The 14,752-nt window shown below is 70.3% G+C and carries 12 protein-coding genes; 4 read left to right on the forward strand and 8 right to left on the reverse strand.

The window, feature by feature from the left end; translation table 11 throughout:
• Nucleotides 1–3: 3 nt before the first annotated feature.
• From ACIA8R_RS26030 to ACIA8R_RS26045, 4 genes are all read right to left on the reverse strand, one after another.
• Complete coding sequence (locus ACIA8R_RS26030) at nt 4–1,914, reverse strand: amino acid transporter (RefSeq protein WP_397040858.1); 1,911 nt, start codon at nt 1,912–1,914, stop codon at nt 4–6.
• Between the two features lie 339 nt (nt 1,915–2,253).
• Nucleotides 2,254–3,462, reverse strand: a complete 1,209-nt coding sequence (locus ACIA8R_RS26035) for a cytochrome P450 (protein WP_397040861.1) — start codon at nt 3,460–3,462, stop codon at nt 2,254–2,256.
• A 17-nt stretch (nt 3,463–3,479) separates the two neighbouring features.
• Nucleotides 3,480–4,241, reverse strand: a complete 762-nt coding sequence (locus tag ACIA8R_RS26040; RefSeq protein WP_364100813.1) for an ABC transporter permease — start codon at nt 4,239–4,241, stop codon at nt 3,480–3,482.
• A gap of 11 nt (nt 4,242–4,252) precedes the next feature.
• Nucleotides 4,253–5,017, reverse strand: coding sequence for an ATP-binding cassette domain-containing protein (locus ACIA8R_RS26045; RefSeq protein ID WP_357700437.1), 765 nt, complete (start codon nt 5,015–5,017; stop codon nt 4,253–4,255).
• Nucleotides 5,018–5,572: 555 nt separating this feature from the next.
• Here ACIA8R_RS26045 and ACIA8R_RS26050 point away from each other — a divergent pair.
• On the forward strand, nt 5,573–7,006 hold the full coding sequence (locus tag ACIA8R_RS26050; protein WP_397040863.1) for an LCP family protein: 1,434 nt from the start codon (nt 5,573–5,575) through the stop codon (nt 7,004–7,006).
• 126 nt (nt 7,007–7,132) lie between these two features.
• Here ACIA8R_RS26050 and ACIA8R_RS26055 read toward each other — a convergent pair whose 3' ends face one another.
• A complete protein-coding gene (locus tag ACIA8R_RS26055; RefSeq protein WP_397040865.1) occupies nt 7,133–8,374 on the reverse strand; it encodes an IS701 family transposase in 1,242 nt (413 codons plus the stop codon).
• Between the two features lie 178 nt (nt 8,375–8,552).
• On the opposite strand from ACIA8R_RS26055, the gene ACIA8R_RS26060 reads away from it, so the two are divergent.
• Nucleotides 8,553–9,455, forward strand: a complete 903-nt coding sequence (locus ACIA8R_RS26060; RefSeq protein WP_397040867.1) for an IS5 family transposase — start codon at nt 8,553–8,555, stop codon at nt 9,453–9,455.
• 153 nt (nt 9,456–9,608) lie between these two features.
• Here the strand turns inward: ACIA8R_RS26060 and mgtA are convergent, their stop codons facing one another.
• Genes mgtA through ACIA8R_RS26075 form a run of 3 tightly spaced genes read right to left on the reverse strand, consistent with a single transcriptional unit; the run spans nt 9,609 to nt 13,692 of the window.
• Nucleotides 9,609–12,122 (reverse strand): magnesium-translocating P-type ATPase, encoded by a 2,514-nt coding sequence (gene mgtA / locus ACIA8R_RS26065; RefSeq protein WP_397040869.1) that lies wholly within the window; start codon nt 12,120–12,122, stop codon nt 9,609–9,611.
• Nucleotides 12,106–12,453: a metalloregulator ArsR/SmtB family transcription factor gene (locus ACIA8R_RS26070; RefSeq protein WP_357700445.1), complete on the reverse strand. Its 348-nt coding sequence runs from the start codon at nt 12,451–12,453 to the stop codon at nt 12,106–12,108. Before ACIA8R_RS26070 ends, mgtA begins: the two co-directional genes overlap by 17 nt.
• Before the next feature lie 60 nt (nt 12,454–12,513).
• Entirely contained in the window at nt 12,514–13,692 is a 1,179-nt protein-coding gene (locus ACIA8R_RS26075) for a serine hydrolase domain-containing protein (protein ID WP_364100824.1), read from the reverse strand.
• 83 nt (nt 13,693–13,775) lie between these two features.
• On the opposite strand from ACIA8R_RS26075, the gene ACIA8R_RS26080 reads away from it, so the two are divergent.
• Together ACIA8R_RS26080 and ACIA8R_RS26085 are read left to right on the forward strand one after the other, a co-directional pair.
• Nucleotides 13,776–14,093: a response regulator transcription factor gene (locus ACIA8R_RS26080; RefSeq protein ID WP_397040871.1), complete on the forward strand. Its 318-nt coding sequence runs from the start codon at nt 13,776–13,778 to the stop codon at nt 14,091–14,093.
• Nucleotides 14,094–14,102: 9 nt separating this feature from the next.
• Nucleotides 14,103–14,732 (forward strand): TetR/AcrR family transcriptional regulator, encoded by a 630-nt coding sequence (locus ACIA8R_RS26085; protein ID WP_364100827.1) that lies wholly within the window; start codon nt 14,103–14,105, stop codon nt 14,730–14,732.
• Nucleotides 14,733–14,752: the final 20 nt, after the last annotated feature.

Raw genomic sequence — 14,752 nt, forward strand, 5'->3', positions numbered from 1 at the left:
GCGTCAGCCCACGTGGACGTGCGGGCGGCGCTCCAGGTCCGGCTCCGCCTGGCGCAGCACCTCCCGGGTCAGCGGCGGCACGTCCCCGCCGCCGAAGACCAGGTAGCGCAGCATCGCCACGACCGGGTTGCCCTCGGTCCAGTGGAAGTAGATGTGCGGCACCGAGCCGGTCCGGTCGCGCAGGTGGAGCAGGAGCGCGGCCAGCGAGTTGGGCACGGCCGAGCTCTCGATGGTGAGGATCCGGTGCCCGTACCGCTCCTCGCCCCTGACGTGCAGCTCGGTCTCGAACTCGGACGCGTCCGGCACCGAGACCTCCACGAACAGCACCGGCTCCGAGCTGCGCAGCCGGTGGTTGAGCCAGGTCTCGCGTAGTTTGTCGTGGTACTCGTCCTGGTCGCGCTGGTGGGGCTCGTTCGCGATCAGGTGGAGATCTCCGCAGGCGTCGTTGACGTACTGCTCGGCCAGCGCGTCCAGACGCACCTCGGTCACCCGCAACTCCGTGGAGCGGGTGGCGCGGGAGATCAGCGAGGTGACGACGATGGCCGCGATGAAGAACGAGGCGATCTTCACGCCGTCCGGCCGCTCGATCACGTTGTCGACCAGCGTGTAGACGAGCACAGCCGTGATCAGGGAGAAGCCGGCCGTGGCCCCGCGCTGCCCCTTCTTGTACGCCGACAGGGTCACCGCGACCGCCGCCGACAACATGAGCACCAGCACGCCCGTGGCGTACGCGCCTCCCTGGGCCTCCACGTCCGCGTCGAAGATGATCGTGATGGCGAACGCGATCACGGAGAACACCAGGACCAGCGGACGGACCGCGCCGGTCCACTCCGGGGCCATGCCGTAGCGGGGCAGGTAGCGCGGCACCAGGTTGATCAGCCCCGCCATGGCCGACGCCCCCGCGAACCACAGGATCGTGATGGTGGAGACGTCGTAGACGGTGCCGAACCAGTCGCCCAGGTAGCCGTGCGCCAGATAGGCCAGGGCCCGGCCGCTCGCCCTGCCGCCCTCCTCGAACTCCTCGTGCGGGATCAGCACGGTGGTGACGAAGCTGGAACAGATCAGGAACACGCTCATGATGGACGCCGCGACCGTGAGCATCCGCTTGGTGCCCTTGATCCGCTGCCCGACCTCGCCCTTGACCACCGGCATCACCGCCACGCCGGTCTCGAACCCAGACAGGCCGAGCGCCAGCTTGGGCATCACCAGCAACGACAGCCCGATCATGGTGAGCGGGCTGCTGAAGTCGAGGCTCAGGGCACGCTGCCAGTCCACGACCACCTGCGGCGCCTGGACGACCCGGGTGAGGGCGGTGGCGACGACGACCGCGTTCAGAGCGAGGTAGACGAGGACGAGCAGCACCGCGATGCCGATCGCCTCGCTGAAGCCCATCAGGAACACCCCGCCGAGCGCGGCCAGCAGCACGAGGGTGACGATCACCCGCCGCCCGGCCAGGAAGTCGGGCACGAAGGGGTTCTCCAGGATGTGCGCCGTGGCGTCGGCCGCCGACAGCGTCATGGTGATGACGAAGTCGGTGGCCGCGAACCCGAGCAGTGCCAGGACGAAGATCTTGCCCCACCACTGCGGGGCGAGCTTCTCCAGCATCGCGATCGAGCCCTGGCCGTACGGGCTCTCGGCGGCGACCCGGCGGTAGACCGGCAGCGCGCCCAGCAGGGTGAGTGCGACCAGGAACAGGGTGGCCAGGGGCGACAGGAACCCGGCCGCCAGGGCCGCGATGCCGGGCTGGTAGCCCAGGGTGGAGAAGTAGTCGACGCCGGTCAGGCACATGACCCGCCACCACGGGTGCTTCACATGGGGGCCGTGCTCGATCTGCCCCCGGTCGGTCTGCAGGCCCTGGAGGAGCCAGGAACGCAGCGTTCCTTCCGTAGCCGCCGGCCGTTTCGCCAGCACCATTTCCGGTCATCCCCCCGTCAAGGCCGCGTAAATACGCATCGCACCCTAGCGACGGTTTGAGGGGGTTTGGCCGAGTCAGGGCGTCAAGAAAACGTATGGATGCGTATGGAGACGGGGGCCGTTCGGCCTGGAGTTTCAGCGCTCGGGGACGACCGGAGGAACCAGCCCATGGCCCCGGCGGCCAGGCCCGTGGCCAGGCTGCGGGACCAGAGCGAGTAGGCCAGGACCGCGGCCCCCATCACCGCGACCCGCAGCGCCTTCGCCATGACGTCGATACGGGTTCCGTACGCCTTCCGACGCGATGTTGACGCTTCGCCGATCGCCGTCGCCGGTCGGGGGTCAGGCGTCCCAGGCGACCGGGAGGCTCTTCATCCCATAGATGTCGGCGGTCTCCGGGCGCAGGGCGACCTCCTCGGCCGGTACGGCCAGCCTCAGCGTGGGGAAGCGGTTGAGCAGGGCGGGGAAGGCGACCCGCATCTCGACGCGGGCGAGCTGCTGCCCCAGGCACTGGTGGATGCCGTGGCTGAAGGCCAGGTGGCCGCCGTCCTGCCGGCGCAGGTCGAGCGTGTGCGGGTCGGGGAAGCGCTCGGGGTCGCGGTTGGCGGTGCTGAGGGACAGGATGACGGTCGAACCGGCCTTGACGGTGTGGCCGACCAGCTCGACGTCCTCCAGCGCGACCCGGTGGAACTGCTTGGCGACGCTCAGGTACCGCAGCAGCTCCTCCACGGCGTCGTCCACGAGCCCGGGGTCGTCGCGCAGCGCGGCGAGCTGGTCCGGGTTCTGCAGCAGCGCGAACGTGCCCAGCGCCAGCATGTTCGCGGTCGTGTCGAACCCGGCCGACAGCAGGATCAGGGCCATCCCCTGCAGCTCCTCGTCGGTGAGGTCGCTGTCGAGCAGGTCGCTGAGCACGTCGTCGGTCGGGTTGGCGCGCTTGGCGGCGACGAGCTGGGCGAGGTACTGCTGGGTCGCGAGGTAGGCGGCGATCAGCTCGTCGTCGCCGACCTCCCCGCCGAGGAACTTGTCGATGTTCTCCTGGAAGAAGCCCCGGTCCTCGTACGGAACCCCGAGCAGCTCGCAGATGACGACGGCGGGGATGGGCTTGGCGAACGCGGTCACCAGGTCCGCCTGGGTGCCGGCCTTCTCCATGGCGTCCAGGTGCTCGGCGGTGACCTGCTCGACGCGTTCGGTCAGCAGGCGCATGCGGCGGACGGTGAACTTGCCGACCAGCGGCTTGCGGTACCGGCTGTGCTGCGGCTCGTCCATGAGCAGGAACTCGCCGGGCGGCGCCGGGGGCACCTCGATGTCGCCGTAGTCGATCAGCGGGTGCTGGACCATGAGCTCCTTGCGGGAGCTGAAGCGCGGGTCGGCCAGGACCGACCGGGCCAGGTCGTAGCCGGTGACCAGCCAGCCCTCGTGGCCGCTGGGGAAGGTGAAGCGGCTGATCGGGCCGTGCTCGCGGGCCTCGACCAGGGCCTCGGGCGGGTCGAACGGGCAGCCGCGGCGGCGCTCGGTCGGCATGGAGGCGAGGGTGTGGAGGGAGTCGGTCATGGTCGTTCCTTCACGTCCTAGGAGATCTTGCGGCGGTAGGTGTTCATGGCGAAGAAGTAGGCGACGACGAGGATGCCGACGCACCAGGCCAGGGCGATCCAGATGTCGTTGCCGACCGGCTGCTCGCTGAACAGGGCGCGGACGGCGTTGACGATGGAGGTCACCGGCTGGTTCTCGGCGAAGACCCGCACCACGGTGGGCATGGTGTCGGTGGGCACGAACGCCGAGCTGAGGAACGGCAGGAAGATGAGCGGGTAGGAGAACGCGCTCGCGCCCTCCATGGTCTTGGCCGACAGGCCGGAGATGACGGCGATCCAGGTCAGCGCCACGGTGAACAGGATCAAGATGCCCGCGACCGCCAGCCACGCAAGCGGTCCGGCCCCCGAGCGGAAGCCCATGAGCAGGGCGACGAGCACCACGACCACGAGGGAGATCAGGTTGGCGATCAGCGAGGTCAGCACGTGCGCCCACAGCACGGACGAGCGCGCGGTCGGCATCGACTGGAAACGCTCGAAGATGCCGCCCTTCATGTCCATGAACAGCCGGTACGCGGTGTAGGCGATGCCCGAGGCGACCGTGATGAGCAGGATGCCGGGCAGCATGTAGTTCACATACGAGTCCGACCCTGTTCTGATCGCGCCGCCGAAGACGTAGACGAACATGAGCATCATGGCGATCGGCATGATCGCGGTCGTGATGATGGTGTCCGGGCTGCGCGTGATGTGGCGCAGTGACCGTCCCAGCAGGACGGTGGTGTCACCGAAGAAGTGCTTGCTCATCGTGGTTGTCCTTAGGCTTTCGTGCCGACGAGGGTGAGGAAGACGTCCTCCAGGGTCGGCTGCTTCTCGACGTACTCGACCTTGGCGGGCGGGAGGAGCTGCTTGAGCTCGGCGAGGGTGCCGTTGACGATGATCCGGCCCTCGTGCAGGATCGCGATCCGGTCCGCGAGCTGTTCGGCCTCGTCCAGGTACTGGGTGGTGAGCAGCACCGTCGTGCCGCGTCCGGCGAGCTCCTTGACGGCCTGCCACACCTCGATGCGGGCCTGGGGGTCGAGCCCCGTCGTGGGCTCGTCGAGGAAGATGACCGGCGGGTCGCCGATGAGGCTCATCGCGATGTCGAGGCGGCGTCGCATGCCGCCCGAGTACGTCGCCACCTTCCGCCCGCCCGCCTCGGTCAGCGAGAACCGGGTGAGCAGATCGTCGGCGATCTTCCCCGGGTTCTTCAGGTGCCGCAGCCGGGCGACCAGCACCAGGTTCTCCCGCCCGCTGAGGATCTCGTCCACGGCGGCGAACTGGCCGGTCAGGCTGATGGACTCGCGCACGTCCGCGGCCTGCTTGGCGACGTCGAGGCCGTTGACGGTGGCCGTGCCGGCGTCGGCTTTGAGCAGCGTGGCCAGGATCTTCACCATCGTGGTCTTGCCGGCTCCGTTGGAGCCGAGCAGGGCGAAGATGCTGCCCCGCGCCACCTCGAAGTCCACGCCGCGCAGGACGTGCAGCTCCTTGTACGACTTCTCCAGGCCCCGCACGCGGATCGCCTGGACCGGCTGTGCCGTCATCGGACGGTCCCTCCTTCTTCTCCGGTTCGCCATCTACCTAGCACTGCTGAGTACTGCTACATAGTGACACGGACTAGCGGTACTTAGCAACGCTGAATAGCCGAGGCCGATGCGCGAGCGCCGTGCCCGGTGAGCTGTTCATGCGTAGAGCATCGTCGGGCGCGCTGACACGGCGCCGACGTCGTGCTGACACGGCACCGCCACGGACCCGCCGGATGTCAGGACGAAATGAACCTTTCACCGCCTCCGAGACGTTCGCGCTGATCGCCGCGGTCCGTCGAGGGCCGATCTTGCGGTGGGGGCGAGCCCTGTCGTGCAATTCACGGTGATCGCTTCTCACACCTTCACGAGGGGAGAGCTGGTGCGTCGCAGAATCACCCACCTACGACCTGTGGGCGTACGTGGACTGACGCCTTCTCCCCGGCTCGTGGCCGTCGGCCGAGCTCGGGGGGGTGGGGTGTTCGGGTGGATATTTAGTCAAAAAGTTGCGCATATGGGCAATTAGGCCCGAATCTATGATCTCGGGGTCGGGTGGCACAGAGATCATGAGGGCACATGGGGACCAAACGGGGCGCGGGGGCAGCCATCGGCTGGGCGGCGCTGTCGATCGTGATTCCGGGCGCGGCCCATCTGCGGGCCGGGTACCGCGTGCTCGGGCTGGCGCTGCTGGGGCTGTTCCTGGCCGCGGGCGTCGCGGTGGCCGCCGTGACGATCTCGGCGGGCGGCTGGGCCGTGGCGACGCAGGCGACCTGGGCCAAGGCGATCGGCGGCGGCGCGATCGGCGTCGGCGTCGCGTGGGGGCTGCTGGTGGTCGCCTCGTACACCGTGCTGCGGCCGCGGCGGCGGCTGATCTGGTCGGACGGCCTGGCGCTGCTGCTGGTCGTGGCCGTGGTGTCGCCGTTCGTGGTGGCCTCGCAGACGGTGTCGCAGATGGACGCCGCGCTGACCGACGTGTTCGACGCCCCGGAGCCCACCCCCATCAACCACGAAGACCCCTGGGCCGGACGTACCAGGGTGAACATCCTGCTGCTCGGCGGCGACGGCGCACGCGGCCGCACCGGGACGAGCATCCGCACCGACAGCCTCAACGTGGCCAGCATCGACGTCAGGACCGGCGAGACCGTGCTGTTCGCGCTGCCCAGGGAGATGGAGAACGCGCCCTTCCCCAAGGGCAGCGTGATGGGCGGGCTGTTCCCGCCGCCCAAGGGCTTCTACGTCCAGGGGGCGGGCCGCGGGTCGGAGGACCTGCTGAACGGCGTCTGGGCCTACGCCGACACCCATCCCGCGCTGTTCCACAACGCCCCCACCCGGGCGCCGGAGGCCGTCAAGGGCGCGGTCGGCCAGATCCTCGGCCTCAAGATCGACTACTACGTGCTGGTGAACATGTGGGGCGTGGCCCGGCTGATCGACGCGCTCGGCGGCGTGCGCATCCACGTCGAGCAGGACATCTGCTATGGCGTCGGCCGCAGCGACGGCGGCGTCATCAAGGCGGGCACCCGCCGGCTGAACGGCAACGACGCGCTCTGGTACGGCAGGGCACGCGACCACGACGGCTCCAGCTGCGCCGGCGGCGACAACCACGCCCGGATGCGGCGCCAGCACTGCGTCATCTCCGCCATGCTCGACCAGCTCGACCCGGCCACCGTGCTGCTGAAGTTCAAGCAGCTGGCCGGCGCGGCCCGGCAGACCTTCAGGACCGACATCCCGCGCGGGCTGTTGCAGGACCTGGTGCCGCTGGCCGACAAGGTCAAGGGCGGGCGGGTCGGGACCTTGTCCATCGTCCCGCCACGCTACAACCCGGCGTATCCGGACTTCCCGCGCATCCGCGCCGACGTCCGCAAGGCCATCGCCCGCTCGCACCGCGCCCCCGTCGCCATGGGCACGCCGTCCGCGGGACCGTCGAGCACGCCGTCCGGTACGCCGTCCGCCAGGCCCACCAGGACGGCGATGGCGTCGTCGGGGAAGTTGTCGGACTCCTGCGCGGCCTAGTAGTGCTTTGTTAGGTCTGCTTATGCCTGCTGCGGCGTGACGGTTTCAGCCTTCGATGGCAGGTAGGGCATGCGCCGGTCCAGGTCGCGAGTAGCAGTTGTAACTCGCGGATGACCTTGTAGAGAGTCAGACCGGCGCAGCCGCTTTTGGGTCGAGTCGCAGCATGGTGATGAACAAGTGCGCAGCGGTGACAAGGGTGACGTGGCGGTGCCAGCCGGTCCAGGATCGGCCTTCGAAATGGTCCAGCCCCAGGCCGGTCTTCAGCTCGCGGTAGTCGTGCTCGATCCGCCAGCGGATCTTGCCGTACCGGATCAAGTCGGCCGGTTCGGTATCGGCAGGCAGGCTGGACAGCCAGTACTTGACCGGCTCGCTCTCGCCTTCGGGCCACTGCGCAATCAGCCACCGCTCAGGCAGAGTGCCGTCGTCGGCGCGAGTGATGCGGTGCCCGGCCGGACGCACCCGCAGGAAGACGAACTGCGAGCTCATGGCTCCCTTGGAGCCCTCGCGCCAGGTGAGCGTGACCGCGGCGTCACGGCCTGCGGCCCGGACGTGTACGGCCAAGCTGACGGCGGTGTCGGGGTAGCGCAGGCCGGTCCGGGTGGGAGGCCGGCCTCGGCCGGACCAGACCCGGGGCACTGCGACCACGTCTGGGGCGTGCGCGAGGGCGTCGCCCTTGACCTGCACGATGTAGCCGATCCCGCGCTCGTCCAGGGCGCCGCGGAACTGACTGCTGTCGCCGTAACCGGCATCGGCCACGACCAGCGGAGGCCGCAGTCCTTGCTCGATCAGCGCATCGAGCATCTCCACCGCCATCATCCACTTCGGACGATGCCGCTCCTGTCCGGGGATCCCGCAGCGGTCCCGTCGCGTGGCCACCTGTGGACCGGTGGCGGCATCACAGGCCTGGTCATCCCACGACGTGGGCACGAACAGCCGCCAATCGAGCGGACTGGACGCGGTGTCGGTGACCGCATGGACGCTCACCCCGATCTGGCAGTTGGCCACCTTTCCCAGGGTGCCGGAGTACTGCCGCGCCACGCACGGTGAGCCCTTGCCGTCCTTGGGGAAGCCCGTGTCGTCGATCACCCACGCCACCGGCTCCACGACCTCGATGGCCCGTCGGGCCAGTCTGGCCCGCACCGCCCAGGTGTCCCAAGTCGAGGTGGTCACGAACTGCTGCAACGCCTGGTGATCCACCCCGAGCCGCTGCGCCATCGGCTGCATCGACTTACGCCGCCCGTCCAGCAACAACCCACGCAGGTACGTCGCCCCTTTGGCCCGCTGATCGGAGCGGGCCATGGGCGCGAACATCTCCGCGGCGAACGTCTCAAGGCGTTGCCGCGCAACCGAAAGCTCGTGAGGGGTCATCGCAGCATGAAACTATCCACACCGGCACAGCGTCTCCACAACACGCCGACCTAACAAAGTACTACTAGGCCGCGTTTTCAAAGGGTGATGAGGAGTCGCGGCGCGGCGGTCGTAGGTAAACGACGAGGCCTCCGGTAGTTGGTTCAACGACGAAGAAGAGCCAAATACCGGAGACCTCGTGGCCAGCGTAGCGGTGACGAGGCGGCACGACCTCACCGATGAACAGTGGGCAGCGCTAGAGCCGCTGTTACCCTCTGCATCGGGACGTGGTCGTCCGCCGAAATGGAGCAGGCGCCAGTTGATCGACGCCATCCGGTGGCGGGTGCGGACGGGTGCGCCGTGGCGGGACGTCCCCGCGTTGTACGCACCTTGGTCCACCGTCTACGGCCGGTTCCGCCGCTGGCAGCGTGATGGCACCTGGGCCAAGATCCTGGCCGCGTTGCAGACGCGGGCGGACGCCGCCGGGAAGATCGGCTGGACGGTGAGCGTGGACTCCACGACCAGCCGCGCCCATCAGCACGCCGCGGGGGCGCGCCGGGACGGTCACCTGCAGAAGGAACCGCCCGGTGGGACGGGGAACGAGCCGGACGATCACGCGCTGGGCCGCTCGCGGGGTGGGCTGACCACCAAGACGCATCTGGCCTGTGAGCAGGGCCGTAAACCCCTGGCCCTGCTGGTGACAGCCGGTCACCGAGGAGACAGTCCGCAGTTCATCGCGGTGCTGGGCAAGATCCGGGTCGGCCGCCCGGGTGGCGGCCGACCCCGGACCCGTCCCGATCTTGTACTGGCCGACAGGGCTTACACCAGCAAGGCCAACCGCGCTCACCTGCGCCGGCGCGGGATCAAGGCGTGCATTCCGAGCAAGGCCGACCAGGACGCCCACCGGCGCGCCAAGGGTTCCATGGGCGGGCGACCGCCGGCCTTCGACCCCGGCCTCTACCGCTGGCGTCACTCCGTGGAATGCGGCATCAGCCAGCTCAAGCAGAACCGTGGCATGGCCACTCGCTACGACAAGCTCGCCGTCCGGTTCGAGGCCACGCTCACCATCGCCGCGATCGACCAGTGGCTCAAGGCCTTATGAAACACCGCCTAGTCGATCCAGGCCCACAGGCAGACGTCGAGCACGCACACCAGCGCCCACACGATGAGTGCGGCGACCCTCCGATGCTCCCCTGCACGCATGTGTTCGCCCTAGCGGTCCGGCCCGGCATTACAGTTGCTACATTGCGCAACTCTACAACTGTCTGCGGCGGTTCAGTACGGCCAGCACCCCGCCGTACAGGACGGCCACGAGCGCCAGCCACAGACAGCTCGTGACGGGCAGGGCGGTCAGGCCGACGGGAGCGGCCAGCGGCGAGAGCGGCAGCAGCAACGCGATCGCCGCGAGCGACCCCGCGGCCAGCCACAGCGGCGGGGAGACCGGGGCGACGGGCCGCAGCAGCAGCATGATCACGGCCTGGGTGAGCAGGTTCTCGATGAACCAGCCCGTGTGGAAGGACCGCTCGTCGACCACGCCGACGACCTGGGTCAGGACGGTGAAGGTGGCCAGGTCCACGCCGGCGTTGAGCGCCCCGAAACCGGCGATGAACCCGAGGATGCCGCGCGGACGCAGCCCGAACGGCCCCCGCAGGACGGCCGGCGCGGCCCGGTCGAAGGCGAAGGCGAGCTGGGCGACGTCGAAGCAGACGTTCTGCAGCAGCACCTGGACCGGCAACATCGGCAGGAACGGCAGCGCCAGCCCGGCCGCCAGCATCGCGATCACGTTCCCGAGGTTGGACGACAGCGCGATGCGCAGATAGGTGACGATGTTGCCGGTGCTCCGCCGTCCGGCGACGATCGCGTGGTCGATCGCCGACAGGTCCTTGCCGGCCAGCACGACGTCGGCGGTCTCGCGGGTGACGTCCACGGCGGCGCGCGGGCAGATGCCGACGTCGGCGGCGCGCATGGCGGGCGAGTCGTTGACGCCGTCGCCGAGGAAGCCGACCGTGTGCCCGGCCTCGCGCAGCACCCGGACGACGCGGGCCTTGTCGTCCGGGGTGCAGCGGGCGATCACTGTGGCCCGTTCGGCGGCGGCGGGGGTGAGGTCGGCCGCCTCGATCACCGCCCCCACGTCGAGGCCCAGCTCCCGGCACGTCCGGGCGGCGGTGGCCGGGTGGTCGCCGGTCAGCACCTTCAGGGCGATGCCCCTGCGGGCCAGCAGCGCCAGCGCGGCGGCGGCGTCCGGCGACGGCTCGTCGACGAGGGTGAGGAATCCGGTGAGCCTCAGCCCGCCCTCCGCGACGGGATCGCCGGGGGAGTGCCCGGCGGAGTGCTCGGCGTACTGATCGGCGTGCTGATCGGCGTACTGATCGGCAACGGCGACCGCGAGCACCCGCGCACCGGCTTCGGCCAGGGCTCGGGCGACCTCGCCCGCCCGCAGGCGATCACCCGGGCTCATCGCGCACCGGCCGAGCACCGCCTCCACGGCGCCCTTGACCACGACGACGTTCGCGCCGCCGTCCCGGACCACCGCGCGGGAGAGCCGCTGGGCGGGATCGAAGGGGGTGGCCTCCAGCCCTTCGGTGCCGCCCAGGTCGGGCGCGCACTCCAGGATCGCCTCGTCCAGCGGGTCGGGGATCGGGGGATCGGTCAGGTGCAGCGTCCAGAAGCTGTTGACGGCCGCCCAGCGCAGCACCTCGGGATCCGGCGCGCCGCCGGGGCCGACGGACGCGCTGAGCACGGGCCGGTCCCGCGTCAGGGTGCCGGTCTTGTCCATGCACAGGACGTCGATCGCCCCCACGTCGTGCAGCGCGGGCAGCCGCTTGACGATCACGCCCCGGTGGGCCAGCAGCGCCGCTCCCCGGGCGAGCGCCGTGGTCACCACGACCGGCAACATCTCGGGCGTCAGCCCCACGGCCACCGCCACCGCGAACGGCAGCGCCTCCAGCCCCTTGCCGCGCAGGACCGCGCCGGCCACCAGCGCCACGGGCGGGATGACCAGCATGAGCCGGACCAGGATCCAGGAGATGCCGTTCACCGACTGGTCGAAGGCCGAACGCCCGCGCGCCGGAGCGTGGTGGGCGCCGGCGAACCGGGTGCCGCCTCCCGTGGCCGTCACCACCGCGAGCGCGCTGCCGGACGCCACGCTGCTGCCCTGCCAGCACAGATGGTCGTCCCCCTCGGGCAGGTCGCGCGCCCGCTTGGGCACGGGCGCGGACTCGCCGGTCAGCGCCGCCTGGTGCACGGTCAGGCCGGCGGCCCGTAACAGCCGTACGTCGGCGGGGACCAGGTCGCCCGGCCCCAGCTTGATCACGTCGCCGGGGACGAGCTGGTCGACGGGGATCTCCCGCTCCCGCGGCTCGCCTCCGTCGCGGGAGCGCCGTCTCACGGTGGCCGTGGTGGCCACGAGCCTGCGCAGGGCCGCGGTCGAGCGGTCGGCGCGGAACTCGCCGTTGGAGCGCAGCAGGCAACTGGCCGCCACCAGCAGGACGATGACGCCCGCCGTCCCCCAGGAGGTGATCGCGGCGGAGACGAGCCCCAGCGCGAGCAGCGTCATGGTGAACGGGTCACGCAGGCTGCGGGCCAGGCGGCGCGGCCAGGACACCGGCCGCTGGGCGGGGATCGTGTTCTCGCCGCGTTCCAGCAGGCGGGCCTCGGCCTGCGCCTCCGTCAGGCCGCGTGGCCCGGTGTCGAGCAGGCGCAGGGTCTGGAGCTGGCTCAGCGTGGCCGGACCGCCGGCCCTGGTCGGCGCGTCAGGCGCCCAGACCATGGACGCGTCCTCCGGAGGCGCCGGCCCGTTGCGAGAGCCGCCCGACGAGGCCGCGCACGGTGGCCACGACGTCCTCGTCGTCGATCAGGTAGACGACCCTGCGGCCCTCGCGGCGGGAGCGGACCAGGCCGGCCAGTTTCAGCTTGGCCAGGTGCTGGCTGACCGCGGGCAGCGCGCCGCCCACCCGTTCGGCCAGCCCGGACACGTCGCACTCGCCCTGCGCCAGCGCCCACACGATGTGCAGCCTGGGCGGCGAGGCCAGCAGCGCGAAGGCGGCCGCGGCCTCGGCCAGCACCTCGGCGGGCGGGTCAGGGGTCGTTGTGCCGGCCACCTTCACTCCTTTTTCGGACAGGTGACAAGTCTAGGCGCGCGGCGGCCGGCGCCCCGGCCGCTACCGGCCCTCGCAGAGGTCGGCGGGCGGTCTGCCGACGGCCAGCCGGAGGGCGCTCTCGATGAACCGGCTGCTCTGCTTCTTGGTCACCATCTCCGACTGGGTGAGGGAGCCGGTCACCGCGACCCGCTTCTTCGGCACGTAGACCTGGAACGCGCCGAAGAAACCGCTGTGCCCGTAGGCCGCGTCGCCCGTCGCCGTCAGCCGGGCGATGCCCAGCCCGTACGGCGAGCCGGCCTTGACGCTCTGCGGGGTGCTGCGCAACATCGTCCGGAGCGTCGCCGGGCGCTTGAAGACCTTGCCCTCGAACAGGCCGCGCATGAACCGGTTGAGGTCGGCCCCCGTGGAGACCAGGCCGCCCCCGCCGAACGTGTCGAACGTCGGGTTGAAGTCGTAGGTGTCACGCTCACCGAGGTAGTTGTGGGCGCGCGGGCCGCGGGGCGCCTCCGGGTGTTCGAGGTAGGTGCGGTCCATCTTCAGCGGACGCAGCAACATCGACCGGTACACCTGGTGCAGCGGCTTGCGGGCGGCCTTCTCGATGACCAGCCCGGCCAGGACGTAGCCCGTGTCGGAGTAGTGGTAGCCCTTGGCGGGCGCGAAGTAGGGCTTGCCCGAGCGCAGCGCCCAGTCCACCAGTTCCAGGGGCTTCCAGGTCTTGTCCGGGTGGTCGAGCACGTACTGGAACCATTTCTCGTCCCCGACGTAGTCGTACAGGCCGGCGGTGTGGTCCAGGAGCTGCCGGACGGTGATGCGCGACCCGTACGGGATGCGCGCGACCAGCTTCCGGTCCAGGTACCTGCCGATGGGGGCGTCCAGGCGCAGGTCGCCGCGTTCGGCGAGCTGGAGGGCGACGGCCGCGGTCATCGTCTTGGTGACGCTGGCCGCCCGGAAGGCGTCGGAGGGGCGCAGGGGGCGTCCGCCGAGCTCGTACACGCCGGCCGCGCCGTCGAAGCTGCGGCCGGGGCCGGTCACGGTGAGGATCGCGCCGGGCACGGGCGGCTTGACGACGCCGTCCAGTAAGCAGCGGAGCTGCTCGTCGGTGGCGTCCTGAGCCGCGGCGGGGACGCGGGCCGTCCGGGCGAGGGCCGGGGCGGCGAGCCCGCTGCTGAGCACCACGCCGGCCAGGACGGCGGCGAACAGGCGAGATTTCTGAACCTGGTGGCGAATTTTTGACCGCATGGCCAGGATTTAATCCAGATGGTATGAGTGAGACAAGAGGTTCGCCCGGATTCTGCGGTTTCCCGTACCGAGGAGGTGCCGCCATGCCCGAGGCTTCCGGCTGGGACGATTCCCTGCTCCCCCGAGAGCGCGAGGTGCTTGCCCTGATGGCCGAGGGCTGGTCCAACACCGGCATCGCCGACCGGCTCTTCGTGTCGCTGAGCGCGGTGGAGAAGCACGTCACCGCGGTGTTCGCCAAGCTGGGGCTGCCCGCGTCGGCGGCCGGCAACCGGCGGGTGCTGGCGGTGCTGCACTACCTGGCGGCGACCGGCCGGCCCGGGGAGGAACGCGGAACCGTCCCGGGTGGGGGAAACCGCACAGTCGGCGGCCGGGGCTTGCCGCGCGACGTCCGTCAGGCTTGAATCCTGGCCATGCGGTCAAAAATCGATCAGGACAGCCAGAAGAAGGCCTCGTTCATCGAGGAGGCCCGGCGACGGCAGATCGTGGAGGGCGCCATCTCCACCATCGCCAGCACCGGGTTGCCCCAGGCGTCGCTGGCCCGGATCGCCCAGGACGTCGGCGTCAGCAGAGGCGTGATCTCCTACCATTTCGCCGGCAAGGACGAACTGATCCAGCAGGTCGTCAATGCCCTGTTCGCCGAGACCAACCGGTTCATCAAGGCCCGGGTGGACCGGGCGCCGGACGCCCCGCACCGGTTGCGCGCCTTCATCGAGGCCAGTTTCGAGTTCATGGCGGCCAACCGCGCCAACTTCGTCGCGCTGGTGGACATCTGGGGCAGCTTCGGATCGCCGGAGGCCAAACGCCGCTTCAACGCCGACATGTACGACCCGTGCCGCCGCCACCTGGAGGGCATCCTGCGGCGCGGCCAGGACAGCGGCGACTTCCGCGACTTCTCGCCGCGCACGCTGGCCGCCACCGTGCAGGGCGCGATCGACGGCGTGATGCTCCAGTGGGTCTTCGACGAGGAGGCCATCGACCTGGCCGACTGCGCGGCCGAGCTGGCGATGATGTTCGACATGGCCACCCGGCGGCGGGCGTGACCGCCGCGCCGCCGCCCGGT

Source organism: Nonomuraea sp. NPDC051191 (genome assembly GCF_044455665.1).
Classification (GTDB): Bacteria; Actinomycetota; Actinomycetes; order Streptosporangiales; family Streptosporangiaceae; genus Nonomuraea.

Excerpts from the sequence above, each read along its gene's own strand:
- ACIA8R_RS26085 (WP_364100827.1), top strand. The coding sequence starts at position 14,103 with ATGCGGTCAAAAATCGATCAGGACAGCCAGAAGAAGGCCTCGTTCATC.
- ACIA8R_RS26035 (WP_397040861.1), bottom strand. The coding sequence starts at position 3,462 with ATGACCGACTCCCTCCACACCCTCGCCTCCATGCCGACCGAGCGCCGC.
- ACIA8R_RS26045 (WP_357700437.1), bottom strand. The coding sequence starts at position 5,017 with ATGACGGCACAGCCGGTCCAGGCGATCCGCGTGCGGGGCCTGGAGAAG.
- ACIA8R_RS26040 (WP_364100813.1), bottom strand. The coding sequence starts at position 4,241 with ATGAGCAAGCACTTCTTCGGTGACACCACCGTCCTGCTGGGACGGTCA.
- ACIA8R_RS26030 (WP_397040858.1), bottom strand. The coding sequence starts at position 1,914 with ATGGTGCTGGCGAAACGGCCGGCGGCTACGGAAGGAACGCTGCGTTCC.
- ACIA8R_RS26055 (WP_397040865.1), bottom strand. The coding sequence starts at position 8,374 with ATGACCCCTCACGAGCTTTCGGTTGCGCGGCAACGCCTTGAGACGTTC.
- ACIA8R_RS26075 (WP_364100824.1), bottom strand. The coding sequence starts at position 13,692 with ATGCGGTCAAAAATTCGCCACCAGGTTCAGAAATCTCGCCTGTTCGCC.
- mgtA (WP_397040869.1), bottom strand. The coding sequence starts at position 12,122 with ATGGTCTGGGCGCCTGACGCGCCGACCAGGGCCGGCGGTCCGGCCACG.
- ACIA8R_RS26080 (WP_397040871.1), top strand. The coding sequence starts at position 13,776 with ATGCCCGAGGCTTCCGGCTGGGACGATTCCCTGCTCCCCCGAGAGCGC.
- ACIA8R_RS26050 (WP_397040863.1), top strand. The coding sequence starts at position 5,573 with ATGGGGACCAAACGGGGCGCGGGGGCAGCCATCGGCTGGGCGGCGCTG.